The 24,971-nt window shown below is 59.5% G+C and carries 24 protein-coding genes; 14 read left to right on the forward strand and 10 right to left on the reverse strand.

Annotated elements, in window-relative coordinates; genetic code table 11:
* Positions 1-180: 180 nt before the first annotated feature.
* The 4 genes from CKW23_RS09920 (at position 181) to CKW23_RS09935 (ending at position 4,892) form a co-directional block, all read left to right on the forward strand.
* Complete coding sequence (locus CKW23_RS09920; protein WP_095067499.1) at positions 181-2,934, forward strand: response regulator; 2,754 nt, start codon at positions 181-183, stop codon at positions 2,932-2,934.
* Between the two features lie 97 nt (positions 2,935-3,031).
* Positions 3,032-4,027, forward strand: coding sequence for a 2-hydroxyacid dehydrogenase (locus CKW23_RS09925; protein ID WP_025261343.1), 996 nt, complete (start codon positions 3,032-3,034; stop codon positions 4,025-4,027).
* A 26-nt stretch (positions 4,028-4,053) separates the two neighbouring features.
* Positions 4,054-4,491 carry a hypothetical protein gene (locus CKW23_RS09930; RefSeq protein ID WP_025261344.1) on the forward strand — a complete coding sequence of 146 codons (438 nt, stop codon included), beginning with the start codon at positions 4,054-4,056 and terminating at the stop codon, positions 4,489-4,491.
* Positions 4,488-4,892 carry an META domain-containing protein gene (locus CKW23_RS09935; RefSeq protein WP_025261345.1) on the forward strand — a complete coding sequence of 135 codons (405 nt, stop codon included), beginning with the start codon at positions 4,488-4,490 and terminating at the stop codon, positions 4,890-4,892. The genes CKW23_RS09930 and CKW23_RS09935 overlap by 4 nt, the downstream gene beginning before the upstream one ends.
* Before the next feature lie 48 nt (positions 4,893-4,940).
* Here the strand turns inward: CKW23_RS09935 and CKW23_RS09940 are convergent, their stop codons facing one another.
* Positions 4,941-5,408, reverse strand: coding sequence for a TlpA disulfide reductase family protein (locus CKW23_RS09940; protein ID WP_025261346.1), 468 nt, complete (start codon positions 5,406-5,408; stop codon positions 4,941-4,943).
* Positions 5,409-5,526: 118 nt separating this feature from the next.
* Between CKW23_RS09940 and arsC the strand changes: the two genes are divergently transcribed.
* The 4 genes from arsC to CKW23_RS09960 all read left to right on the forward strand — a co-directional run bounded on the left by arsC (position 5,527) and on the right by CKW23_RS09960 (position 7,639).
* Positions 5,527-5,880, forward strand: a complete 354-nt coding sequence (gene arsC / locus CKW23_RS09945; protein WP_025261347.1) for an arsenate reductase (glutaredoxin) — start codon at positions 5,527-5,529, stop codon at positions 5,878-5,880.
* The gene (gene wrbA, locus CKW23_RS09950) at positions 5,877-6,482 is read left to right on the forward strand and encodes an NAD(P)H:quinone oxidoreductase (protein WP_025261348.1); all 606 of its coding nucleotides are present in this window, start codon (positions 5,877-5,879) and stop codon (positions 6,480-6,482) included. Before arsC ends, wrbA begins: the two co-directional genes overlap by 4 nt.
* Positions 6,475-6,873 carry a DUF2069 domain-containing protein gene (locus CKW23_RS09955; protein ID WP_025261349.1) on the forward strand — a complete coding sequence of 133 codons (399 nt, stop codon included), beginning with the start codon at positions 6,475-6,477 and terminating at the stop codon, positions 6,871-6,873. The genes wrbA and CKW23_RS09955 overlap by 8 nt, the downstream gene beginning before the upstream one ends.
* 94 nt (positions 6,874-6,967) lie before the next feature.
* Positions 6,968-7,639, forward strand: coding sequence for a DNA-3-methyladenine glycosylase I (locus CKW23_RS09960; protein WP_025261350.1), 672 nt, complete (start codon positions 6,968-6,970; stop codon positions 7,637-7,639).
* Between the two features lie 7 nt (positions 7,640-7,646).
* Here the strand turns inward: CKW23_RS09960 and ttcA are convergent, their stop codons facing one another.
* The gene (ttcA, locus tag CKW23_RS09965) at positions 7,647-8,471 is read right to left on the reverse strand and encodes a tRNA 2-thiocytidine(32) synthetase TtcA (RefSeq protein ID WP_025261351.1); all 825 of its coding nucleotides are present in this window, start codon (positions 8,469-8,471) and stop codon (positions 7,647-7,649) included.
* Between the two features lie 227 nt (positions 8,472-8,698).
* On the opposite strand from ttcA, the gene CKW23_RS09970 reads away from it, so the two are divergent.
* Both CKW23_RS09970 and CKW23_RS09975 read left to right on the forward strand, forming a co-directional pair.
* Positions 8,699-9,298 carry a Yip1 family protein gene (locus tag CKW23_RS09970; protein WP_025261352.1) on the forward strand — a complete coding sequence of 200 codons (600 nt, stop codon included), beginning with the start codon at positions 8,699-8,701 and terminating at the stop codon, positions 9,296-9,298.
* Positions 9,299-9,420: 122 nt separating this feature from the next.
* Positions 9,421-9,915 (forward strand): SprT family zinc-dependent metalloprotease, encoded by a 495-nt coding sequence (locus tag CKW23_RS09975; RefSeq protein WP_025261353.1) that lies wholly within the window; start codon positions 9,421-9,423, stop codon positions 9,913-9,915.
* Between the two features lie 71 nt (positions 9,916-9,986).
* Here the strand turns inward: CKW23_RS09975 and CKW23_RS09980 are convergent, their stop codons facing one another.
* The 4 genes from CKW23_RS09980 to CKW23_RS09995 all read right to left on the reverse strand — a co-directional run bounded on the left by CKW23_RS09980 (position 9,987) and on the right by CKW23_RS09995 (position 14,122).
* Positions 9,987-11,330: a dicarboxylate/amino acid:cation symporter gene (locus CKW23_RS09980; RefSeq protein WP_025261354.1), complete on the reverse strand. Its 1,344-nt coding sequence runs from the start codon at positions 11,328-11,330 to the stop codon at positions 9,987-9,989.
* Between the two features lie 413 nt (positions 11,331-11,743).
* The gene (locus CKW23_RS09985; RefSeq protein ID WP_025261355.1) at positions 11,744-13,087 is read right to left on the reverse strand and encodes an ATP-binding protein; all 1,344 of its coding nucleotides are present in this window, start codon (positions 13,085-13,087) and stop codon (positions 11,744-11,746) included.
* On the reverse strand, positions 13,084-13,761 hold the full coding sequence (locus CKW23_RS09990; RefSeq protein ID WP_025261356.1) for a response regulator: 678 nt from the start codon (positions 13,759-13,761) through the stop codon (positions 13,084-13,086). Before CKW23_RS09990 ends, CKW23_RS09985 begins: the two co-directional genes overlap by 4 nt.
* Before the next feature lie 10 nt (positions 13,762-13,771).
* On the reverse strand, positions 13,772-14,122 hold the full coding sequence (locus CKW23_RS09995; protein ID WP_095067500.1) for a hypothetical protein: 351 nt from the start codon (positions 14,120-14,122) through the stop codon (positions 13,772-13,774).
* A 172-nt stretch (positions 14,123-14,294) separates the two neighbouring features.
* On the opposite strand from CKW23_RS09995, the gene CKW23_RS10000 reads away from it, so the two are divergent.
* Both CKW23_RS10000 and CKW23_RS10005 read left to right on the forward strand, forming a co-directional pair.
* Positions 14,295-15,083 carry a dienelactone hydrolase family protein gene (locus CKW23_RS10000; RefSeq protein ID WP_095067501.1) on the forward strand — a complete coding sequence of 263 codons (789 nt, stop codon included), beginning with the start codon at positions 14,295-14,297 and terminating at the stop codon, positions 15,081-15,083.
* A gap of 80 nt (positions 15,084-15,163) precedes the next feature.
* Positions 15,164-15,889, forward strand: a complete 726-nt coding sequence (locus CKW23_RS10005; RefSeq protein WP_200986042.1) for a 4'-phosphopantetheinyl transferase — start codon at positions 15,164-15,166, stop codon at positions 15,887-15,889.
* A 1-nt stretch (position 15,890) separates the two neighbouring features.
* Here CKW23_RS10005 and fhuF read toward each other — a convergent pair whose 3' ends face one another.
* Genes fhuF through CKW23_RS10020 form a run of 3 tightly spaced genes read right to left on the reverse strand, consistent with a single transcriptional unit; the run spans position 15,891 to position 18,925 of the window.
* Positions 15,891-16,577, reverse strand: coding sequence for a siderophore-iron reductase FhuF (fhuF, locus tag CKW23_RS10010; protein WP_025261360.1), 687 nt, complete (start codon positions 16,575-16,577; stop codon positions 15,891-15,893).
* Positions 16,574-18,184, reverse strand: coding sequence for an ATP-binding protein (locus tag CKW23_RS10015; RefSeq protein ID WP_025261361.1), 1,611 nt, complete (start codon positions 18,182-18,184; stop codon positions 16,574-16,576). Before CKW23_RS10015 ends, fhuF begins: the two co-directional genes overlap by 4 nt.
* A 3-nt stretch (positions 18,185-18,187) precedes the next feature.
* Positions 18,188-18,925, reverse strand: coding sequence for a response regulator (locus CKW23_RS10020; RefSeq protein ID WP_025261362.1), 738 nt, complete (start codon positions 18,923-18,925; stop codon positions 18,188-18,190).
* A gap of 682 nt (positions 18,926-19,607) precedes the next feature.
* On the opposite strand from CKW23_RS10020, the gene CKW23_RS10025 reads away from it, so the two are divergent.
* On the forward strand, positions 19,608-22,520 hold the full coding sequence (locus CKW23_RS10025) for a ribonucleoside-diphosphate reductase subunit alpha (protein WP_025261363.1): 2,913 nt from the start codon (positions 19,608-19,610) through the stop codon (positions 22,518-22,520).
* 233 nt (positions 22,521-22,753) lie between these two features.
* Here the strand turns inward: CKW23_RS10025 and CKW23_RS10030 are convergent, their stop codons facing one another.
* On the reverse strand, positions 22,754-23,632 hold the full coding sequence (locus CKW23_RS10030; protein ID WP_025261364.1) for a LysR family transcriptional regulator: 879 nt from the start codon (positions 23,630-23,632) through the stop codon (positions 22,754-22,756).
* A gap of 99 nt (positions 23,633-23,731) precedes the next feature.
* Between CKW23_RS10030 and CKW23_RS10035 the strand changes: the two genes are divergently transcribed.
* Positions 23,732-24,901 carry a mandelate racemase/muconate lactonizing enzyme family protein gene (locus tag CKW23_RS10035; RefSeq protein ID WP_095067502.1) on the forward strand — a complete coding sequence of 390 codons (1,170 nt, stop codon included), beginning with the start codon at positions 23,732-23,734 and terminating at the stop codon, positions 24,899-24,901.
* Positions 24,902-24,971: the final 70 nt, after the last annotated feature.

A 24,971-nucleotide genomic window follows, 5' to 3' on the forward strand; every position in this document is an offset into this window, starting at 1 on the left:
CACGCAAAGTGCGCTTCTTATCACCAAAAGGAATAAGCGATATTTTTCGGCTCTTGCCTCACAAGCCTTGACTTCCCGCAACCCCAAGAGCGTATCGGCATGTAATATGCGTTTCAGGGTAAGCGGCTAGACTGCCCTGAAACGATATCGATGGACTGATTCCGACAGGTGGAGAAAGCTGTGCTGACCAAACTGGGTATAAAAGGCCGCGTATTACTGCTGACTATTCTGCCGGCCAGTTTGATCGCGCTGATGATGGGCACTTACTTCACGGTGATGCAGCTTCACGAGTTGCAGGGCCAGTTGCTGCAACGCGGTGAAATGATTGCCCAGGAACTGGCGCCCCTGTCCGCCCCCGCGCTGGGGCGCAGAGACAAGACCCTCCTGAGTCGCATCGCCTCCCAGACCCTCGAACAGGCCGATGTACGTTCGGTGTCCTTTCTGGACCCCGAGCGCAATCCCCTTGCCCATGCCGGCCCGAGCATGATCGCGCCTTCACCCATCGGTAACAGCACCCAGTTGCTCAACACGTCTGCCAACGATGCGACCCGTTACCTGCTGCCGGTGTTTGGCAATCAGCGCCACCTGACCAGCGAAATCATCCCCGCCGAAGCCGACCGGCTGCTGGGTTGGGTTGAACTGGAAATCTCCCACAACGGCACCTTGCTGCGTGGCTATCGCAGCCTGTTCGTCAGCAGCCTGCTGATCCTCTTCGGCCTGGCGCTGACTGCCATTGTCGCGGTACGCATGAGCCGCACCATCAATGAACCCCTGAGCCAGATCAAACAGGCGGTGTCGCAACTCAAGGACGGCAACCTCGAAGCACGAGTACCGCCGCTGGGCAGCGCGGAACTGGATGTGCTCGCCTCAGGCATCAATCGCATGGCTTCGACCTTGCAGAATGCCCAGGAAGAATTGCAGCACAGCGTCGATCAGGCCACGGAAGACGTCAGGCAGAATCTGGAAACCATCGAGATCCAGAACATCGAACTGGATCTGGCACGCAAGGAAGCACTGGAAGCCAGCCGGATCAAATCCGAGTTCCTGGCCAACATGAGCCATGAAATCCGCACGCCGCTCAACGGCATTCTGGGCTTCACCCATCTGTTGCAGAAAAGCGAGCTGACTCCGCGCCAGCGCGATTACATGAACACCATCGAGAAGTCGGCCGACAGCCTGCTGAGCATCATCAACGAGATTCTCGACTTCTCCAAGATCGAAGCCGGCAAGCTGGTACTGGAAAACGTGCCGTTCAACCTGCGGGACCTGTTGCAGGACACCATGACTATTCTGGCGCCTGCGGCCCATGCCAAGCAGCTTGAACTGGTCAGCCTGGTTTACCGCGACACGCCTCTGTCCCTGTCGGGCGACCCGCTGCGCCTCAAGCAGATCCTGACCAATCTGGTCAGCAATGCGATCAAGTTCACCCGCGAAGGCACCATCGTCGCCCGGGCCATGGTCGAAGACGAAACCGAGGAACACGCGCAGTTGCGCATCAGCGTTCAGGACACCGGCATCGGCCTGTCCAGCCAGGATGTACGCGCCCTGTTCCAGGCCTTCAGTCAGGCGGACAATTCGTTGTCCCGCCAACCGGGCGGTACCGGCCTAGGGCTGGTGATTTCCAAGCGCCTGATCGAGCAGATGGGCGGCGAGATTGGCGTGGACAGCACGCCGGGCATCGGCTCGGAGTTCTGGATCACGCTGACGCTGCCCAAGGCCCGGGAAGAAGTCGAAGAGCTGCTGTACAAGCCTCTGGAAGGCATTCGCGCTGCCGTGCTTGAGCACCATGAACTGGCCCGTCAGGCTCTGGAACACCAACTGGAAGACTGCGGGCTTGAAACCCTGATCTTCAATAACCTGGAAAACCTGCTCAACGGGGTGACCGCCGCCCACCAGACCTCCACAGCCATCGATCTGGCGGTGCTGGGCGTCACGGCCCATGAAATCCCGCCGGAGCGCCTGCGTCAGCACATATGGGATCTGGAGAACCTGGGCTGCAAGGTGCTGGTGTTGTGCCCGACCACCGAGCAGGCGCTGTTCCAGTTGTCGGTACCGGATGTCTATAACCAGTTGCAGGCCAAACCTGCCTGCACCCGCAAACTGCAGAAAGCCCTGTCGGAACTGATTGCGCCCAAAGTGGTGCGCACCGACGTTGTCCAGCCATTGGCCAGTCGTCCGCCAAAAGTCCTGTGCGTGGACGACAACCCCGCCAACCTGTTGCTGGTCCAGACCCTGCTCGAAGACATGGGCGCGCTGGTCGTTGCGGTCGACAGTGGCTATGCGGCGCTGCATTGCGTGCAGACCGAAACCTTCGACCTGGTACTGATGGATGTGCAGATGCCCGGCATGGATGGACGTCAGGCTACTGAAGCGATTCGAGTCTGGGAACTGGAGCGCCAGTGTACGTCCCTGCCCATCGTCGCCCTCACCGCCCATGCCATGGCCAATGAAAAGCGCTCCCTGCTGCAAAGCGGCATGGACGATTACCTGACCAAGCCCATCAGCGAGCGACAACTGGCTCAGGTGGTACTCAAGTGGACAGGCCTGGCCTTGCGCACGCCGCTGCCGGAACGTCCGTCCGATACCCAGCAGAGCCATGCCGGCCCGCTGGTGCTCGATCACGAAGAAGGTTTGCGTCTGGCTGCCGGCAAACCCGATCTGGCGACCGACATGCTGGCCATGCTGCTGGCATCGCTGGATGCAGACCGCGAAGCCATCCGTCTGGCACGAGCCGCCGAAGACATTCAGGGCCTGATCGAACGCGTCCATCGCCTGCACGGCGCCACACGCTACTGCGGCGTACCGCAACTGCGCGCAGCCTGCCAACGTGCCGAAACCCTGCTCAAACAGGATTCGCCAGAGGCTATCGAGGCGCTGGACGATCTGGATAAAGCCATTACCCGGCTGGCCGTTGAGGCACGTGTCACGGCCTGAAGCCGAGCCTGTTCGCGGATGAATCCGCTCCTACGCCACACGCGGCAGGAGTGAATTCATTCGCGAAAAGCCCAACTCCTCAAGGAAGACCACACCCATGCGCACCCTGATTTTCAGCAGCCAGACCTACGACCGGGAAAGCTTCCTGGCAGCCCAGGCAACCGATGGCCTGGAACTGCATTTCCAGCCAGCTCGCCTGACCCTGGAAACCGCCACGCTGGCCCATGACTACCCGGTGGTCTGCGCCTTTATCAATGACGACCTCAGCGCCCCGGTACTGGAGCGTCTGGCAGCCGGTGGCACCAAGCTGATTGCGCTGCGCTCGGCGGGTTACAACCATGTGGACCTGCAAGCCGCTCAGCGACTGGGCATCGCCGTAGTCCGGGTTCCGGCGTATTCACCCCATGCCGTAGCCGAGCACGCCGTGGCCTTGATCCTGGCCCTCAACCGCCATCTGAATCGCGCCTACAACCGCACCCGCGAAGGCGACTTCAGCCTGCATGGCCTGACCGGTTTCGATCTGGTGGGCAAGACCGTAGGCGTGATCGGCACCGGGCAGATCGGCGCAACCTTCGCGAAGATCATGTCGGGGTTTGGCTGCAAGCTGCTGGCTTACGATCCCTACCCGAACCCGGAAGTCCAGGCCCTGGGCGCCGAATACCTGAGCCTGCCCGCCCTGCTTGAACAGGCGCAGATCATCAGCCTGCATTGCCCGCTCACCGAGCAGACCCGCCACATGATCAACCGGCAATCACTGGCCACCCTGCAACGCGGCGCCATGCTCATCAATACCGGCCGGGGCGCCCTGGTGGAAACACCTGCATTGATCGACGCCCTCAAGACCGGGCAACTGGGGTACCTGGGGCTGGATGTCTATGAAGAGGAAGCGCAACTGTTCTTCGCCGACCGCTCGGACCTGCCCTTGCAGGACGACGTGCTGGCGCGCCTGCTGACCTTCCCCAATGTCATCATCACCGCGCATCAGGCATTTCTGACTCAGGAAGCCCTGGGCGCCATTGCCCGTACAACCCTGGATAATATTGCAGCGTGGAATGCAGGTACTCCGCAAAACCGGGTAGAAGCCCAAGCGTGATAAGATACGCGCAATTTGGAGGACCCATGGTCGAACACGATTTCCGCTACAGCATGCTCAACCCGCAACACACTCTCACCGAGTGCCGTACGCTGGGCCCCGGGCGTTATCAAGTCACCGGTAACGGCGGCTCGATCCACAACAATGACCAGTTACTGGTGACCATCAAGGGCAGCAAAAGCCTTTATATGCGTCTGTCGGTGGAGAAAGTCCGGCACCTCATCAACCCGCCCGGCCAATGGGTCGCAGTGGCCAATGGCCCGGTGTTCGACGAGTTGGCGATCCACCAGTGGAAGGTCAATTGCGACAGTTGCTCTGCCGAGCTGGACTTCGAGTTCATGGTCGAGAGCAAGCTTGGCACCAAGGCCCAGAAACCCGCCGCCGTTGCACGCATTGCCGAGCTGGGCTGGAAGACCGAAGGTGAAAAACACACATGCAGAAAGTGTCAGGAGAAAGCGGCATGAAACACCTGGCTGTACTGAGCCTGATCGGTAGTGCCCTGCTGGCAGGCTGTGCGACTGAGCCCAAACCCATCGAACAGGATCAGAGCTATGTGCTGGAGTGGATCGGCGAACGTCCGCTGATCGACAGCAGCCGCCTGACCATGACCCTGGGCGCCGATGGCCGCGCCTACGGCAACGCAGGCTGCAACCACTGGTTCGCGCCCTACACCCTCAAGGGCCAGACCATCAGCTTCGGCCCCATCGGCAACACACGCAAAATGTGCGTACCGCCCTTGATGGAACAGGAGCAGCGTTTCTTGAAAGAACTGAGCAAGGTGCAGCGCTGGGATATTTCGCCCATCGAGCAATTGCGCCTGTGGCCAGCCGAAGGCAAGCCATTGCGGTTCTGGCCTGAAGACTGATCAAGCCACACCCTGTGGCCTGTGGGGGCGAATGAATTCGCTCCCACTTCAGCCCTCGCCGCGCAATGCCTTCAACTTGTCCGTCACGCCCTGTGCGCTCTGCTCACCGAGCAACTGCGCACGCATCTTGCCTTTGTCGTCGATGATGTAGGTCACCGGAAGTGCTTCGGAAGGTGGCAGGTTGTAGCGCTCGGCAGGGTCCTGGGCCAGGACGGTGAATTTGATGCCCAAGGCATTGGAAGCATTTTTCAGGTCGTCGCCCTGCAGGTTGTCGAAATTGACACCCAGCACGCTGACCTTCTTGTCCTTGAGTTCCTCGGACAAGTGATTGAACTCGGGAATCTCGGTACGGCACGGGCCACACCACTCCGCCCAGTAGTTAATCACCAGCCAATGGTTGTCGATGCGTTCGCTGGACACCTTCTGGCCGTTCTGGTCCACGCCCAGGTCCGCGCCACAACCGCTCAACAGCAAACTGCCAACAAACATCGCTACCGCTGCCAATCGCCTCGCCATCTGTGCTTCCTTCCTCGACTTTCTCTATAAACGGTTCACCGATATGCGCCTGATCATGTCGACCCGCGCCGTCGCGCAGGTAGAATACGCGCCACTCTAGGCAAGATGCGACCTGCAAATGACTGATCTGACGCTTTATCACAACCCGCGCTGCTCGAAATCCCGCGGCGCGCTGGAACTGCTGCAGGCCCGCGGCCTGACTCCGGACATCGTTCTGTATCTTGAAACCCCACCGGACGCCGCACAATTGCACGACCTGCTGGGCAAACTGGGCATTGGCCCACGGCAATTGCTGCGCAGTGGCGAAGATGACTACAAGGCCCTGAACCTGGCAGACCCGAGCCTGAGCGACGAGCAACTGATCGCCGCCATGGCTTCGCACCCCAAACTCATTGAGCGGCCGATCCTGGTCGCAGGTGACAAGGCGGTTATCGGTCGTCCTCCAGAAAACATACTGGAGCTATTGCCATGAGCGATGCCTACATTCTGGTTCTGTTCTACAGCCGCAACGGCTCCACCAGCGAGATGGCCCGCCAGATCGCTCGCGGCATCGAAATGGGCGGCATGGAAGCACGCTTGCGCACCGTGCCCGCCGTTTCCGCCGACTGCGAAGCCACCGCGCCGCAGATCCCGGAAAACGGTGCGCTGTACGCCACGCTGGACGACCTGAAGAACTGCTCAGGCCTGGCACTGGGCAGCCCGACCCGTTTCGGCAACATGGCCGCGCCACTCAAGTACTTTCTGGACGGCACCAGCAACCTCTGGCTGACCGGTGCTCTGGTGGGCAAACCGGCCAGTGTGTTCACTTCCACCGCCAGCCTGCATGGCGGCCAGGAAACCACACTGATGTCGATGCTGCTGCCATTGCTGCACCACGGCATGCTGGTGATGGGCCTGCCTTACAGCGAAGCCGCCTTGCTGGAAACCACCGGCGGCGGCACGCCGTATGGCGCCAGCCACCATGCCGGAGCTGACGGCAAACGGCCGCTGGATCGCCATGAAACCGAACTGTGCCGCGCCCTTGGCCAGCGTCTGGCAAAAACCGCGTCGCAACTGGAGACCCCGCGTGGCTAAAAAGCCCAAAGTGCTGCCGCCCAGGGAATGGCTGGAGCCACGGGTACGCATCAGCCGGGCCGCGAGCCTGATCTGCTTTCTGGGCATGATCGCCCTGCTGTCGGTGTATTACCTGTTCATCGCCGACCTGCATGGCGCACGCCCCGGCGTGATTCTGGCCATCGAGCTGTTGCCCTTGCTGTTGCTGGCACCCGGCATGCTGCTGGGTAAAACACGAGGGCACTCCTGGACCTGTTTTGTCATCAACCTGTATTTCATCAAAGGCGCCCTGGCGGCCTTCGACCCGAACCGCTGGCTGTTCGGCGTGCTGGAAATGCTGGCCAGTGTGGCGGTATTCATCAGTGCGTTGCTGTATGTTCGCTGGCGTTCACAGCTTGATCGAACCCCGTAGGAGAGAATCGGGCGGCGCTCCGCTTATTCGCGAAGGCTGATATTCGCGAATGAATTCGCTTCTACGATATGCCCACTTATTTAATGGAGAACCGATGCACGATTACAAATGGCTGAACGAATACTGCCTGAACCGTTTCGGCTCCGCCAAGGCTCTTGAGGCGCTGCTGCCGGTGCCGCATACGCCGAAGCAACTGATGGCTTTCGGCGATGATCGCTATCTGTCGACCATGGCCTTGCGGGTATTTCGTGCCGGCTTGAAACACAGTCTGGTGGATGCCAAGTGGCCTGCGTTCGAGGAGGTGTTCTTTGGTTTCGATCCGGAAAAGGTCGTGCTGATGGGGGCCGACCATCTGGAGCGGCTGATGCAGGACACCCGCATCATTCGTCACCTGGGCAAACTCAAGAGCGTGCCGCGCAATGCGCAACTGATTCTGGATATCGCCCAGGAACACGGCAGCTTCGCCAGTTTCATCGCCCAGTGGCCGGTCGATGACATCACCGGCCTGTGGCAATACCTGGCAAAGCACGGTAATCAGATGGGTGGGCTTTCAGCGCCGCGCTTCCTGCGCATGGTGGGCAAGGACACTTTTATCCCGAGCCAGGATGTAGTGGCTGCCCTGAACGCGCAGAACATCGTCGATAGAGTACCGACCAGCAAGCGCGATCAGGCCATCGTGCAGGATGTCTTCAATCAGTGGCATGCCCAGAGCGGGCGTCCGATGTGCCAGCTCTCGGCGATGCTGGCCTTCACCGTCAACCACTGATTGCCGGTCAGATATTCACCACATTGACAAACCGCGAAGCTGCGGTTTCGTCCATGCGCAGGCTGGTGAAGTCGAACAGGTTGCGGTCGGCCAGTTGCGACGGGTGAACGTTCTGCAAGGCGCGGAAGATGCTTTCGGTCCGGCCGGGCGTTTTGCGCTCCCACTCGATGAGCATTTCCTTGACCACCTGACGCTGCAGGTTTTCCTGGGAGCCGCACAGGTTGCAAGGAATGATCGGGAATTCCTTGAAGTCCGAATACGCCTGAATATCCTTCTCATGGCAGTAAGCCAATGGGCGGATCACCACGTTGCGACCATCGTCGGAACGCAGCTTGGGCGGCATGGCCTTGAGCGAACCGTTGAAGAACATGTTGAGAAAGAAGGTTTCGACGATGTCGTCGCGGTGATGCCCCAGCGCCATTTTGGTGGCACCGATTTCATCCGCAAAGGTGTACAAGGTGCCACGACGCAGGCGCGAGCACAGCGAGCAGGTGGTCTTGCCTTCCGGAACCAGCTCCTTGACCACCGAATAGGTGTCTTTTTCAACGATGTGGTATTCGATACCCAGGGTTGCCAGATAGGCTGGCAGCACATGTTCCGGGAAACCCGGCTGCTTCTGGTCCATGTTCACGGCAACGATCTCGAACTTGATCGGCGCGACCTTCTGCAGATGCATCAGCACGTCGAGCATGGTGTAGCTGTCCTTGCCGCCGGAGAGACAGACCATCACCTTGTCGCCATCTTCAATCATGTTGAAGTCGGTAACCGCTTCGCCGGCCAGCCGACGCAGGCGTTTCTGCAGTTTGTTCTGATTGACTGAAAGGGTGCCCATGATGCTGGTGGTATCCGCTGGTGACTTCGGGGGAAAGGGCGACCATTTTACGCACAACCTGCGGATCGTTAAACCACTGGCTTATGGAACACTGCTATTAACAGGCCATGGTAAATCGCCAAACACTCTAAGCCCGTCGCTCATGGCCAGACCATGCTTTCTATACTGCGTGATGAGGTCGCATTCAGGCTTGTGGCCTTCAATCCACAAGATGAAGGAGTCATCCTATGATCCATCACGTCTGGGGACTGTTCACGCATCCCGATCGGGAATGGAGACAGATACGTGGCGAAGAAGAAAGCATTGGCCACATGTACCTCACTCACACTCTGATCCTGGCCGCGATCCCGGCGGTTTCCGCTTATATAGGTACGACCCAGATCGGCTGGGCCATCGGTGACAGCCCGCCAGTGATGCTGACCCACGCCAGCGCGATAGGTATGACGCTCATGTCATACATTTCCATGTTGCTGGGTGTCGCGGTAATGGGTGGCTTCATTCACTGGATGGCCCGCACCTACGACGCCACACCCACCTTGGCGCAATGTGTTGCGTTTGCCACCTATACGGCCACGCCTCTGTTCATCGGCGGGCTGGCGGCGCTGTATCCCCATATGTGGCTGGGAATGCTGGTGGGGACTGCGGCCATTTGCTACACGGTTTACCTGCTCTATGTCGGGCTGCCGACTTTCATGGATATTCCCGAGGAAGAAGGCTTCATGTTTTCCAGCTCCATCCTGGCCGTAGGCCTGGTGGTGCTGGTAGCGATCATGGCCTTTACCGTGGTGCTGTGGGGCGTCGGAGTCGGCCCGGAATACACCAGTTGAATAACCGTGCGGCGGGCAGCGCGCTCATGCAGCCCGCCACGGCGACCGACCATCCGGCACTCGGGGTTGCCAGCACGCCCCCGCATTACGGCATACTTGGCGCATCTGGAGAGCCACACAGCATGCCCGAGCAACTCAATTCCCGTGTAGAAACCTGTTACCAGCAAGCCGAAGCCTTTTTCAAACGCACCTTCAAACGTCCGGTCGTCAGCCTCAAGCTGCGCGGCCAGAAAGCCGGTGTCGCCCACCTGCACGAGAACATGCTGCGCTTCAACCCGCAGCTGTATCGGGAAAACGCCGAAGATTTCCTGCGCCAGACAGTGCCCCACGAAGTCGCCCACATGATTGCCCATCAATTGTTCGGGGACCGTATCCAGCCTCATGGCGAAGAGTGGCAACTGATCATGCGCGGCGTATACGAGCTGCCGCCCAACCGCTGCCATACCTATGCCATCGAACGACGCAGCGTCACCCGCTACATCTATCGCTGCCCCTGTGCCGGCAGCGACTTCCCCTTCTCGGCCCAGCGCCACAACATGGTATCCAAAGGCCGCCGCTACCTGTGCCGCCGCTGCCGTCAGACGCTGGTTTTCAGCGGTGAAACCCGCGTGGAGTAATCCCCGCCGCACAAAAATCGCCCCCATAAAAAAACCCATCCGAAGATGGGTTTTTTGTCATTCAGCGCGTGTTACACGGTCTTGCCAGTGTTCACAGGAGCCGGGCCTTCAGCGACACCCAGGTCATCTTCATGACGGGTTTCGACGATTGCCGAACCACCGGAAGCCAGCTCAGCCTGCAGCTTGTCGTTGTCCAGCTCGCCAACCCACTTGGCAACAACCAGCGTCGCGACAGCGTTACCGACCAGGTTGGTCAGAGCGCGGGCTTCGGACATGAAGCGGTCGATACCCAGGATCAGCGCCAGACCGGCAACCGGCAGGTGGCCGACGGCCGACAGGGTTGCAGCCAGAACGATGAAGCCACTACCGGTCACGCCAGCAGCACCTTTGGAGGACAGCAGCAGCACCAGCAACAGGGTGATCTGGTGAGTGATGTCCATCTCGGTGTTGGTCGCCTGAGCGATGAACACGGCAGCCATGGTCAGGTAGATCGAGGTACCGTCCAGGTTGAAGGAGTAACCGGTCGGGATAACCAGACCAACCACCGACTTCTGTGCACCCAGACGCTCCATCTTGATCAGCATGCGTGGCAGTGCCGATTCCGAAGAGGAAGTACCCAGTACGATCAGCAGCTCTTCACGGATGTAGCGAATCACCTTGGAGATGGTGAAACCGTGCGCACGGCAGATGGCGCCCAGTACCAGCATCACGAACAGGAAGCAGGTGATGTAGAAGCAGATCATCAACTGACCGAGCTGCACCAGGGAACCCACACCGTAGGCGCCGATGGTGAAGGCCATGGCACCGAACGCACCGATAGGCGCCAGCTTCATGATCATGTTGATGATGTTGAACATCACGTGAGCGAAGCGATCGATGAAGTCCAGGACCGGACGACCGTAGGCACCCAGGCGATGCAGCGCGAAGCCGAAGATCACCGAGAACATCAGCACTTGCAGGATGTCGCCGTTGGCAAACGCGCCGACGATGGTGTTCGGAATCACGTTGAGGATAAAGCCGACGATGCTCTGGTCTTTACCGGCTGTGACGTAGGCAGCGATCTTGGAGGCATCCAGGGTGCTGACGTCGATGTTCATGCCAACACCTGGCTTGACGACGTTGACCACGACCAGACCGATGACCAGGGCCAGGGTCGAGACGATCTCGAAGTACAACAGTGCGTAGCCACCGGTCTTGCCGACCGACTTCATATTCTGCATGCCCGCGATACCGCTGACGACCGTACAGAAGATGATGGGGGCGATGACCATTTTGATCAGTTTGATGAACCCGTCACCCAGCGGCTTCAATGCCTTGCCGGTGTCAGGGTAGAAGTGACCGATCAGGATACCGATAACAATCGCTACGATTACCTGAAAGTACAGAGTTTTGTAGAAGGGCTGACGAGTCGTCATTGTTGTTATCCTCAAGGGCGCCGTCGGCATCTCACCTGATGCACGCGAGCCTATAAAGCACTAACCCTCCTGCACTGGAGGGATTTGTTGTGTCGAGTTTGCACAGGGCAGTTCTCTACGACGACAAGAAGCAAGCGGCGTGCCACTCCCGGAAAAACGCTCCATGAGCCCGACTTACAAGGCGTCGCTGTGTAAACAGTAGTAGGAAAAGGCCATGATGGTGGCGGTTTTCCGCCGATAGGGAATAAAAAAACCGAAAGGGTGGCGGGTATCCGCCTCCACCCAAATCTCGCAGGAGCGAATTCATTCGCGATGCGTCATTGACGGCGATGGATTTTCTTGGGATGTACGAGCCTTCGCGAATAAATTCGCTCTCACGGAAATAGGTGGGGTGGAAGCGAACTCAAACACCATCACGCCAGAAAATGAATCCTGAACACTGCCCCACCCAGCGGCGAGTCGCCCAGAGTCAGGCGGGCGCTGTAGCTTTCGATGATGTCCTTGACCACCGCCAGCCCGATGCCCTGCCCCGGGTTCTGGCGGTCCAGTCGCTCACCGCGCTCCAGAATGCGCGCTCGCTGGCGCAGCGGGATGCCGGGGCCATCGTCTTCGACGCACAATTCGTCACCCGTTGCAGATGACTGAAAACTGACTCTGACTTCCCCCAGACAAAGCCGGTAAGCGTTTTCCAGCAAATTGCCGAGCATTTCCAGCAACGCGCCCTCTTCCATCGGCACCTGGCAGTCCTCGGGCAGGTCCAGCGTGACCTTGACCTGCTTGTCGCGGTAAACCTTTTCCAGGGTGTTGCACAGGCTTTCGACCACCGGGCGCAGCTTCACGTGATGCCGGACCAGACCGCTCTTGCGCAGGCTGGCGCGCTGCAACTGGTAACCGATCTGCTGGCTCATGCGCTCGATCTGCGATTGCAGGACCCGCGCCTGCTCCACATCCTCAGGCCGTTTGGCGATGTTCTCGCTGACACCCTGCAACACCGCAAGCGGCGTTTTCAGGCTATGGGCCAGGTCGTCCAGAGAATCGCGATAGCGAGTGCGTTGTTCGCGCTCGCTGCGCAGCAGGCGGTTCAGAGAGTCGGTGAGACGCAGCAGTTCACTGGGATGCTCTTCACTCAGGCTGTCCCGTGCACCGGCTTCCACCTGATCCAGTTCCTGGCTCAAGCCCTTGAGCGCGCGCAGCCCCCAGGTCAGCCCAAGCCACAACAGCCCCAGCAACACCAGCAAGGCGCCGCCGAAGCCCAGATAAAGTTTTTTCCGTAAATCGGCAATGGTTTCCTGATAGTCGCGCAAGGGTTGCACGGCCACGATACTGAACGCCGCATTGCGGCCGCCCAGCAGACGGATCTCGGCGTCGTAGACGAAATACTCATCGCCATTGGCTTCCTTGATCTTGGAAAACAGACTGCCCTGCCCGTCATAGTGCGGGCGGTATTTGATGTTTTCGCCTTCAGTGCCCAGCGAACGCCAGACCAGTTGCCCCTGAAGGTTATAGATGTAGCCCAGCAAGCGACTGCCCGGCAGATTGAACTGCTCGCTGGGCAGGAGCGATGGCATCAGCAGGCGACCATCTTCGACACGCGCCGCAGAAATCATGGTCGTTACGTCCGCCGCCAGACGCTGCTCGATTGCGCCACGCAATGCCAGGCTGAATGCGCCCTGCAAGGCAGGCAGCATCAGCAGCATGAAAATCACCGCCAGGGTTGCGGCGGCCAGCATCAAACGCAGGCGCAGCGAACGAATCATGTACAGCGCTCAGTGAACAGATACCCCATGCCACGCACCGTATCGATAGGTTTGAACGCCACGGCGCCTTCCAGCTTGCGACGCAGGCGGCCGACCAGCACTTCGATCACATTCGGATCGCGCTCATCGTCGTCAGGGTACAACTGCTCCATCAGGCGCTCCTTGGGTACCACCTGCTGATGATGAAGCATCAGGTATTCGAGAATCCGGTATTCATAAGCTGTCAGTGCAAGGGGCTGTTCGGACAGCGCGGCCTGCTTGCGATTGAGGTCCAGCAGCAATGGGCCTGCGGTGATGGTGGACTGGATGAAACCGCTGGAGCGTCGCAACAAGGCATTGAGTCGCGCTTCCAGTTCCTCGAACTGGAACGGCTTGACCACATAGTCGTCCGCACCGGCGGCCAGCCCTTCGACCTTGTCCTGCCAGTTGCCACGGGCGGTGAGGATCAGAATCGGAAACGCCTTGCCCTGGGCACGCAACTGACGAATGAGGTCCAGCCCGCCAATGCCCGGCAAGCCGAGATCGATCACGGCCAGATCATGATTGAACTGGCCGACCTGATACAGCGCCTCCTCGGCATTGGCCACTGCTTCCACCACATGACCGGTTTCGGTCAGGCGGGTCCACAAGTGATGGCGCAGCAACGCTTCATCCTCGACCACCAACAACTTCATGTAGCTCCCCCTAAGACAAATAATGAAACGACATCGCCGAATCGGTACTCGACAGCCTGGCGCTCAAGGGCAAACGCTGCGTTACATCATATCCGCCCAGCAGGACTTCCCGGCTGACAGATACACCATTGTAGGTGCCCGACAGACTGCCATAAATAGCCGGTGAATAAAGCGCCCCCGTTGTACCGGCCAGAGAATCCTGCTGCCCCATGCCATGACTCCAGCTATTGGCATCGTCGAGCCTCTCGCTGGTCTTGCCGAACTCGATACGTGCCGGCTCCAGTCGACCGTCACCGGCCTGCGCTGCAGCACTGCCACCCAGAAAAGCCAACGCCAGGAACAACTTGTTGATGTTCAGCATAAGGACTCCTTTTGCGCTCGGGGACGCTGTCAAAGTACGATTTCACAGTAGACCCCGTGGCCTGAACTGTTACTGAACGCGCTCTGAACCTGCGCTGAACGGAAGTTCAGGATAAAAAGGCGGAATCGTCTAAGCTGTGCCCTTTATTCCCTCCCGCTAGAAGGAACTGAACATGCGTATGTGGATTGCGTTGATCATGATGAGCCTGACCGGACTGGCCCAGGCAGCGATCAAGACCGAACAGATCGACTACCAGAGTGCCGACGGCACCAAACTGGTGGGTTATTACGCCTACGACGATGCCATCAAAGGCCAGCGCCCCGGCGTTCTGGTGGTTCACGAATGGTGGGGGCTGAACGACTACGCCAAGCGCCGCGCCCGTGATCTGGCAGCTCTGGGTTACAGCGCCATGGCCATCGACATGTACGGCGAAGGCAAGAACACCGAACACCCCAAAGATGCAATGGCCTTCATGCAGGCGGCACTCAAGGACAGCGACGCTGCCGACAAGCGTTTCGATGCAGGCCTTGAGCAATTGAAGAAGCAACCCCAGACCAACCCGGCCAAGATCGCTGCCATCGGCTACTGCTTCGGCGGCAAGATCGTGCTTGATGCGGCACGTCGCGGCGAACCACTGGCAGGCGTGGTGAGCTTCCATGGCGCGCTGGTCACCAACACACCGGCAAAACCGGGGATCAAGGTTCCGATGCTGGTCGAGCATGGTGCCAAGGACAGCATGGTCACGCCCGAAAACGTCGCTGCCTTCAAGAAGGAAATGGACGACGCCAAGGCCGACTACAAATTCGTCAGCATCGAAGGCGCGAAACACGGCTTCACCAACCCCGACGCCGACCGCTTGAGCCACGGCGACCATGGCGGCCCGGACATCGGCTACGACAAGGCTGCCGATCAGAGTTCGTGGGCAGACATGCAGGCGTTCTTCAAGAAAATATTTGGTTGATCAACCTTTTCGCGAATGAATTCGCTCCTACAGAACTGTGTGGGAGCGAACTCATTCGCGAAGCAAGCACAATGCCGCCCATGACTCGAATCCCGACATTCCCCACCTGTTGCTCCATCCCCACCCAACACTGGCCCCTGCCCCAGGCGGTGCCGGGGGCGGTCTTGGTCAGCAGCCATTTCGATCCGCAAAAACTGGCCGAAGGTGATTTTCAGCGTTGCGCCATCGCGCCGCCTGCCAGCATCCAACGCTCGGTCGCCAAGCGCCAGGCAGAATTCCTCGCCGGCCGGCTCTGTGCCCGGGAAGCCCTGTACCGACTCGACGAGCGTCTGTACGTCCCCGCCATTGGCGAAGATCGTGCGCCGATCTGGCCCGGCGATATCAGCGGCTCCATCACCCACAGCACCGGCTGGGCAGCCGCCATCGTTGCTTCCAGGCAGCAATGGCGAGGGTTGGGGCTGGATACCGAAAACCTGTTGAGCACCGATCGCGCCTCACGGCTGGCCGGGGAAATCCTCACCGCCGATGAACTGGCTGCCATGGCCGCAGGCCCGGAAGAAGACATCGCGCTAAGGGTCACCCTGACCTTCTCGATCAAGGAAGCGCTGTTCAAGGCCCTCTACCCTATCGTGCAAAAGCGCTTCTACTTTGAAGACGCGCAACTACTGGAATGGTCAGCCGATGGCAGCGTGCGCCTGCGCCTGTTGATGGACCTGTCCAGCGAATGGCACAGCGGCAAGGAACTGGAAGGCCAGTTCAGCCTGCACGATCAACACTTGTTGAGCCTGGTGAGCATCGCCGCCTGAATCAGCCCGGCAACGGACAATGCTCGCAGCGCCCGACCCATTCCACCTGATAACTCAGGCAGCAGGTGCGGCGCTGACGACGCTGGCCGACATGAGTGACAGCCTGAAACAACGGATTGCGTCTGCCGTCCGGGCGCACTTGCACAGCCAGCAAGGCCTGCCCGGCCTCCAGCGACGCCTCGCTGCACTCACCCAGTTGCACCAGACAACGCTCCAGATAATCCCCGGCACTGCACCACAACACGCTGCTGGCAAGGCCGCCATAAATGCTCAGTGCGTCAATGAACGGTTGCAGGTTATCGTCCAGCAGACCGGCGAAACGCTCGAAGGGATCGACCGGTAACACTTGATAAGCAGCGCCCTCGCCCAACAATTTCAACCCTGTCGGTACGCCCCGCTCATCCAGAGCCAACGCTACCTGCTCCAGATGCAAGGGCCAGTGCCAGCGATAAACAAGACTGCCCACCACCTGCGGCGCAATCACCTGCATGAAGTAATACTTGGCCCATTGCGACACCAGCACCGGCAAATGATCGGCCATCAATTGCGGCCCATAAAGCCCGGTCAGCAGCGCATCCAGGGATTCTTTCTGCAGCAGATCCGGCAACGTTCTTACCGGCCCGGGATGATCCACCGCCAGCAACGTCTGCCCGAATCGCTCCAGGGGGCCGGCGAACAATTCACTCATCGCGGTTCCTGAGTGCGCGGCCACACCAGAGTGAAACAGGCGCCGCCCAGGCTGGAGCTGCGATCAATGGAGGCTCGACCTTCGTGCCAGTTGATGATCCGCCGCACGATGGACAACCCCAGCCCGTGCCCGCCGGACGCCCGGGTGCGGCTGTCGTCCAGACGCATGAACGGTGTGAAGATCTGCTCCCAGGCACTTTCCGGCACACCGGGGCCATCGTCTTCCACATCGAGACGACAACAACCCGGTTCCAATCGATAGCTGATGCTGACCTGGGATTCGGCATGGCGCATGGCGTTGCTCACAAGATTCTGCACGGCACGGTGCAAGTAGCGCGGCTCGGCATCGACCCAGGCCGATTCGCCGTCACCGATAATCACGCACTCCCCACGCCCCACCCGGACATTGGCGCGCAAGGGCGCCAGCTCGGCAATCACCTGATTGATCAGCAGATCCAGATCGATACGCTGGAAGTTCAGGGTCGGCGCACCCTGCTCCAGTCGTGCATAGGTCAGCATCTCGTCCACCAGCTTGTCGAGGTCCTGGATGTCGCTGTCCATGCCGGTCATGTATTTGTTGCGTGCTTCGGGGGTCGTGGCGTCGCGGATCATCTCCAGGCCGAAACGCAGGCGCGATACCGGGGTGCGCAGTTCATGGGACACCGCACGCACCAGTTCCCGCTGGATCATCAGCGAACGCTGCAAGTGCTCGGCCATGCTGTTGAAAGCAATCGCCAGACGCCCGATGGAATCGGAGCCCTCGGTCGGCACCCGGGTTTGCAGGCTGCCTTTGGCGATCAGGGTAGCGGCGGCTTCCAGCGCCTGAACCCGTCGTTCAAGAGGCCGCACCAACAGGTAAACCACCACGCCGATAAAGCACAGCCCCAACAGCGCAATCAGCACCAGCAGTTGCGGCGGATAAGGATTCATCTGGTACAGCGGGCCGATTTCCAGCACCCAGTTGGTGTCGACGATCCCGGACAGTACACGGATGGAATCCCCGCCCTTGCCCAGCGCCATGACCGTGTCGCCTTCATAGACACGTCGCCGCTGATCGTCATCCAGATCAGCCTGATCCAGGGCAAGGAGTTTCAGGTCGAAACCGAAGCCCTTGCTCACCTGCAAGGCTTGCAGCCGGGCCGGTTGCTCATCCACCGGCAGGCGTACCAGTTCGTCGATCAATAAATAGATGGTCGCCCGCGCCAGTTGCTCGGTGATCTGCTGCACCTCGCCGGTCAGCAAAAGATGCTCGTTGTCACTGAGCTGACGATAGACTCTGGCCGCATGGGGGCCGATCTGCTCGACCACAACCTGCCCACGCTGCAAGCGACTGCGGGCGCTACTGTCCAGGTTCGCCTGCTCGACGCTCTGCAAGCTCAGCGGAATGCCCAGCAAGCGCTCCCATACCGCCAGCGCACGACGACGCTCGATGTCGTTCAGGGGGATCAGGTTATCGGCCATCACCGTAAAAGTACCGTGGGCCAGACGCTCGCGGTATTGCCCGCTGCGCTCCTGATTGAGCAGGTGCAGCGCCAGCACACCCAGCAGGGCCACCAGCACCAGCACGCCCAGCATGCCGCCATAGATGCGCAGGAAAATGGAGTTCATGGGTCAGCCGCTGAAGACAAAACTGTTCATGTCCTGCGCCGCTTCGGGCACGAACAGATAGCCCTTGCTGCGCACCGTCTTGATCAGGCGCGGGTGAATCGGGTCGTCACCAATGCGCGGGCGGATGCGGGAGATGCGCACATCGATGGAACGGTCCTGGCCGTCATAACCGACGCCACGCAAGGCCGTGAAGATTTCTTCCCGCGACAGGGTCCGCCCGGCATTGGCCACCAGCAGCCACAGCAGATCGAACTCGGCACCGGTCAACTCGATGCTCTGGCCCCGAAGCCAGGCCTCGCGCAAAGCGTTGTCCACCACCAGCGGGCCGAACACCAGACGGCGCAATTCGGCGGCCGGCACTTGCGGTGCTTCGCTGCGGCGCAGCAAGGCGTGAATACGCGCCAGCAACACCCTGGGATGAACCGGCTTGCAGACAAAATCGTCAGCGCCGGTGTCCAGGCCCTGGATCTGGTCGGAGTCGTCGGTACGTGCGGTGAGCATCAGGATCGGCCCCTCATAACGATCACGGACCTTGCGGCAGATGCTCAGGCCGTCTTCGCCGGGAAGCATCAGGTCGAGAATCACCAGATCAGGCTGCTCGTCGATAATGCGCGCTGCCGCCAGAGCGCCATTGCCCTCGATGGTGACGCTCAGGCCGTTACTCTGCAGATAATCGCAGGTCAGTTCGGCCAGTCGCTGGTCATCTTCGACGATCAGCACCTGCCAGTTTTCTTGCTCCACAAGCGGCCTCCTGATTGTTGTTATGCAAGGCGTTTTCATCACATCGTTGCGAGCGATTGTAGCAAGCGCGGGAACAAGCACACGACATGCCAAGGCGGCCTTGCATGATATGTTTTTTGTGATAGGGTTCGCGCCCGCAAAAATCCGCTTCGAGTCGCACATCAATGTAAAAAACGATGACAAACGGTCCGGCTCAGTAGTTATGCGGCCTACACGCGATATGGGCGATTCATACACAAACTACGCACAAGCTTATCCACAGGCTGTGCGTTGCAATTGATACCGCAAACGCATTATCTTGTAGCCCGATCCGAATCGACACCCTACATGTAGGGTTTTGTGGAGAAACACCAGCACGACTCAATCGAGAAATTCAAGCATTTTTCTTGAGCCTGCAAGGTTGAACTTTAAGACGTGTTCAATAGCCCAACCGACCGCGCCAGCCTCTGGCAAGCCGGTACACGTTTTGCAACATCAAACCAGCAATCTTCATCAGATTTTCAAGGGAGCGGAGCTATTGAACCGCTCCCCTTTCGACTTCAAAGCCCGGAAGTGCTGATCAGGCACTCCCAGCTCCGTTTTGAAGTCCTTTGCAGTCGCCCTATTTGGCGGCTGAATGCCTCAAGACGGATCGGTGGGTGGCCTGGCTGCCCGAACAAACTTAAAGAACGTGGAGACACCCATGCAAACAGACACAACTCGCGAGAACTCGCCGACCAATGCGCCGCAATCGGGCCAGGGCCAACAGGACCTGTCTGCGACCGCACCGGGTCAACTGCGCGTGATCAAGCGTAACGGCACTGTTGTTGCGTACACCGATGACAAGATCACCGTCGCTATCACCAAAGCGTTTCTTGCAGTTGAGGGCGGCAACGCTGCCGCCTCGTCGCGCATCCACGACACCGTTGCACGTCTGACCGAGCAGGTCACCGCGACCTTCAAGCGTCGCATGCCGTCGGGCGGCACCATCCACATCGAAGAAATCCAGGATCAGGTCGAACTGGCCCTGATGCGTGCCGGCGAGCAGAAAGTCGCTCGCGACTACGTCATCTATCGTGACTCCCGCGCCAAGGAACGTGCTGGCCGCGCTCCAGAAAGCGAAGTCCAGGCACACCCTTCGATCCGCATCACTCGCGCCGACGGCAGCCTGACGCCTCTGGACATGGGTCGTCTGAACACCATCGTCACCGAAGCCTGCGAAGGCCTGGCTGAAGTCGACGCCGGCCTGATCCAGACCGAAACCCTGAAAAACCTGTACGACGGCGTTGCCCTCAAAGACGTCAACACCGCACTGGTCATGACTGCCCGTACCCTGGTCGAGCGCGAGCCGAACTACTCGTTCGTGACCGCCCGCCTGCTGATGGACACCCTGCGCGCCGAAGCCCTGAGCTTCCTGGAAGTCGCCGACAGCGCCACTCACCACGAAATGGCCGACCTGTACGCCAAGGCCCTGCCTGCCTACATCGCCACCGGTATCCAGTACGAACTGCTCAACCCTGTGCTGGCCGACTTCGACCTGGTAAAACTGGGCAAGGCCATCAACCACGAGCGCGATCAGCAGTTCACCTACCTGGGCCTGCAGACCCTGTACGACCGTTACTTCATCCACAAGGATGGCGTGCGTTTCGAACTGCCGCAGATCTTCTTCATGCGCGTGGCCATGGGCCTGGCGATCGAAGAGAAAGCGAAAGAAGATCGCGCCATCGAGTTCTACAACCTGCTGTCGTCCTTCGACTACATGTCGTCGACCCCGACACTGTTCAACGCCGGTACCCTGCGTCCACAACTGTCCAGCTGCTACCTGACCACCGTGCCGGATGACCTGTCGGGCATCTACCACGCGATCCACGACAACGCCATGTTGTCCAAATTCGCAGGCGGCCTGGGCAACGACTGGACGCCGGTCCGTGCGCTGGGCTCTTACATCAAGGGCACCAACGGCAAGTCCCAGGGCGTCGTGCCTTTCCTGAAAGTGGTCAACGACACCGCCGTTGCGGTCAACCAGGGCGGCAAGCGCAAAGGCGCTGTCTGTGCCTACCTGGAAACCTGGCACATGGACATTGAAGAGTTCATCGAGCTGCGCAAGAACACCGGCGATGACCGTCGTCGTACCCACGACATGAACACCGCCAACTGGATCCCTGACCTGTTCATGAAGCGCGTCTTCGACGACGGCAAGTGGACCCTGTTCTCGCCATCGGAAGTGCCGGACCTGCACGACCTGACCGGCAAGGCCTTCGAAGAGCGTTACGAGTACTACGAAGCCCTGACCGAATACCCGGGCAAGGTCAAACTGTTCAAGACCATCCAGGCCAAGGATCTGTGGCGCAAGATGCTCTCGATGCTGTTCGAGACCGGCCACCCGTGGCTGACCTTCAAGGACCCGTGCAACCTGCGCAGCCCGCAGCAGCACGTGGGCGTGGTCCACAGCTCGAACCTGTGCACCGAGATCACCCTGAACACCAACAAGGACGAGATCGCGGTCTGCAACCTGGGCTCGATCAACCTGCCGAACCACATCGTCAACGGCAAGCTGGACACCGACAAGCTCAAGCGCACTGTCGACGTCGCGGTTCGCATGCTCGACAACGTGATCGACATCAACTACTACTCGGTACCGCAGGCCAAGAACTCCAACCTGCGCCACCGTCCGGTCGGCCTGGGCATCATGGGCTTCCAGGACGCGCTGTACCTGCAGCACATCCCGTACGGTTCCGATGCGGCTGTGCAGTTTGCCGACACGTCCATGGAAGCGGTCAGCTACTACGCCATCCAGGCTTCCTGTGACCTGGCGGACGAGCGCGGTGCCTACGAGACGTTCCAGGGTTCGCTGTGGTCCAAAGGCATCCTGCCGCTGGATTCGCAACAGATCCTGATCGAAGCCCGTGGCCAGAAGTACATTGATGTCGACCTGAAGGAAACCCTGGACTGGGCACCGGTACGTGCCCGCGTTCAGAAAGGTATCCGTAACTCGAACATCATGGCCATCGCACCGACCGCGACCATCGCCAACATCACCGGCGTATCGCAGTCGATCGAACCGACCTACCAGAACCTGTACGTGAAATCGAACCTGTCGGGCGAATTCACCGTGATCAACCCGTACCTGGTTCGCGACCTCAAGGCTCGTGATCTGTGGGACTCGGTCATGATCAACGACCTGAAGTACTACGACGGTTCCGTACAACAGATCGAGCGCATTCCGCAGGAGCTCAAAGAGCTTTACGCCACCGCGTTCGAAGTGGAAACCAAGTGGATCGTCGACGCCGCAAGCCGCCGTCAGAAGTGGATCGACCAGGCTCAGTCCCTGAACCTGTACATCGCGGGCGCTTCGGGCAAGAAACTGGACGTGACCTACCGCATGGCCTGGTACCGTGGTCTGAAAACCACCTACTACCTCCGTGCCCTGGCTGCGACCAGCACCGAGAAGTCGACCATCAACACAGGCAAGCTCAACGCAGTATCGAGCGGCGGCCACGGCCCGGACGACTCCGCGATCACCGCGCCGCGTCCAGCCGAAGCAGCCCCCGCCGGCCCGGCACCCGTGCCAAAGGCCTGCGCCATCGACGAGCCGGATTGCGAAGCTTGTCAGTAACACTCAGGTAACAAAGCCCTGAAATACCATCAACCCTCTGCTCATGCAGGGGGTTTTTGGTTTATGGCCGTCTGGAAAACGCGATCAGTCAGGGTCATCAATCACGTTGTGGGAGGCAGCTTGCTGGCGACGCTTCAGTGTACAGACGCAGAGTTTCTGTCGGTTCACAGGCCCTTTCGCCAGCAAGCTGCCTCCCACACGTTTTGTTTAGACCTTAAGTGATCGGTGTTAAATCAGTTGCTGCCGATCCGCGTCCAGAACTCTTCGGCAGATTGGCTGAGTGGCGCTGCCGGTCGGGTCAGATGAATTTCCAGAGGTATATCCCAGCTTTCGTCGAGGGCTCTGACCAGACGCCCATCGAGTATTTCCTGCTCGGTGAGGCTCTTGGGCAACCACGCCACGCCTTTGCTTTCCAGGGCCATGGACATCAGCACCGCTGCAAGGTGGGTGCTGAAAAGCGGTTTGAGGTGCAGGTAGTCTTCCTTGCCACGCAGGCGGTGAGCGACGATACGCCCCAGGCCAGACTCATGGGTGTAAGCGAGGTAAGGCAACGCCGCGGGAGACGTACCGAAGTGGGCAGAAGCGCTCGCCAGCGGCACAAGAACGTCCTCACCCACCTTCTTGCCGATGAACTGATCAGGTGCCAGCAAAGGCGGTACATCGGGGTGGCGGTGACAGAGCAGAAACTGAACCTGCCCATGTATCAGCATCTGTTCACAAACAGCCATGCTGTCGGAGTGCAGTTGCACCGACTCGATGGGGGCACCGTTTTCCGAGCTGCGAAGCCACTTGGGGAAAAATGTAAACGACAGGGAGTGAGTGGCCGCGAATTGCAGGGACCTGGCGGCCATGCCCGCGACCTCTTGAGCCTCGTTGCGTATCCGGTACAAACGTCTGGCAGCCTCCTGGGCAGCGGGCAGGATTTGCCTCCCCGCATCGGTCAGGATTGCTCCCTGAGGTGTACGCACAAACAACTCAACTCCCATCCAGTTTTCCAATGAACGAACTCTGCGGCTGAAGGCCGGCTGAGTGACATGGCGTGCTTCAGCGGCACGGACAAAGCTGCCGTACTCCGCAAGCGCTGAAAAGTCTTCGAGCCAGACGAGTTCCAAGGGCAATGCCTCCTGTGCATAGGGCGCGGCATTAATAGCATTGGGCGGGGGTCATCGCAAAGCATAACGTGGGGTCATCAACAACAAGAGGAACCCGCCATGCGTATCGTGGACATTCGTGAAAAAACTGTCTCTATCGCCTCCCCTATTGCCAACGCCTACATCGACTTCTCGAAAATGACCTGCTCGGTGGTCGCCGTCATCACGGATGTGATCCGCGATGGCAAGCCTGTCATTGGTTACGGTTTCAACTCCAATGGCCGTTATGGCCAGGGCGCCCTGATGCGCGACCGGTTCCTGGCGCGTATCACGGAAGCCGACCCAGACACCCTCATCGACCATGAAAACAACAACCTGGACCCGTTCGCCATCTGGAAAACCCTGATGACCAACGAAAAGCCAGGCGGTCACGGCGAGCGCTCGGTCGCCGTGGGCACCATCGACATGGCGGTATGGGATGCCGTCGCCAAGATTGAAGGCAAACCGCTGTATCGCCTCCTGGCCGACCGCTACCGTAACGGCGTGGCCGATGACAAGGTCTGGGTCTATGCAGCGGGCGGCTACTACTATCCCGGCAAAGACCAGACCAAGCTCAAGGCAGAAATGCAGAGTTATCTGGATCGTGGCTACGACGTCGTCAAGATGAAGATTGGTGCAGTGCCACTGGACGAAGATATCCGCCGTATCGAAGCGGTGCTTGAAGTGGTGGGGGACGGTCGTCGACTGGCGGTCGATGCCAATGGCCGTTTCGATCTGCAGACCGGTATTGCGTACGCCGAAGCCATCAAGAAGTACAACCTCTTCTGGTACGAAGAGATTGGCGACCCGCTGGACTATGCGCTGCAGGCCGAGCTTGCCAATCACTACGAACTGCCCATGGCGACGGGTGAAAACCTGTTCTCCCATCAGGATGCCCGCAACCTTCTGCGCCACGGCGGCATGCGCCCTGATCGCGATTACCTCCAGTTCGACTGCGCCCTGTCCTACGGGCTGGTGGAATACATGCGCACCCTGAAGGTGATGGAAGAAATGGGTTGGTCTTCGCGCCGTGTGGTGCCGCACGGTGGTCACCAGATGTCCCTGAACATCGCAGCGGGCCTGCACCTGGGCGGTAACGAATCGTATCCGGACGTGTTCCAGCCTTTCGGCGGCTTCGCTGACGGAATCCGTGTGGAAAATGGTTTTGTCGGTCTGCCGGATATTCCAGGTGTCGGCTTTGAAGCGAAATCCGCCTTGTATGCCGTCATGCGCGAGCTGGGCGAAGGCTGATCCCTCTTGATCTGCGGCCCCTGTCGAAGAGGCCGCGGATCAATCACCCAACGCCAAGCCACACGCCCAT

It is taken from the genome of Pseudomonas sp. Irchel 3A18 (genome assembly GCF_900187465.1).
Taxonomy (GTDB): domain Bacteria; phylum Pseudomonadota; class Gammaproteobacteria; order Pseudomonadales; family Pseudomonadaceae; genus Aquipseudomonas; species Aquipseudomonas cichorii.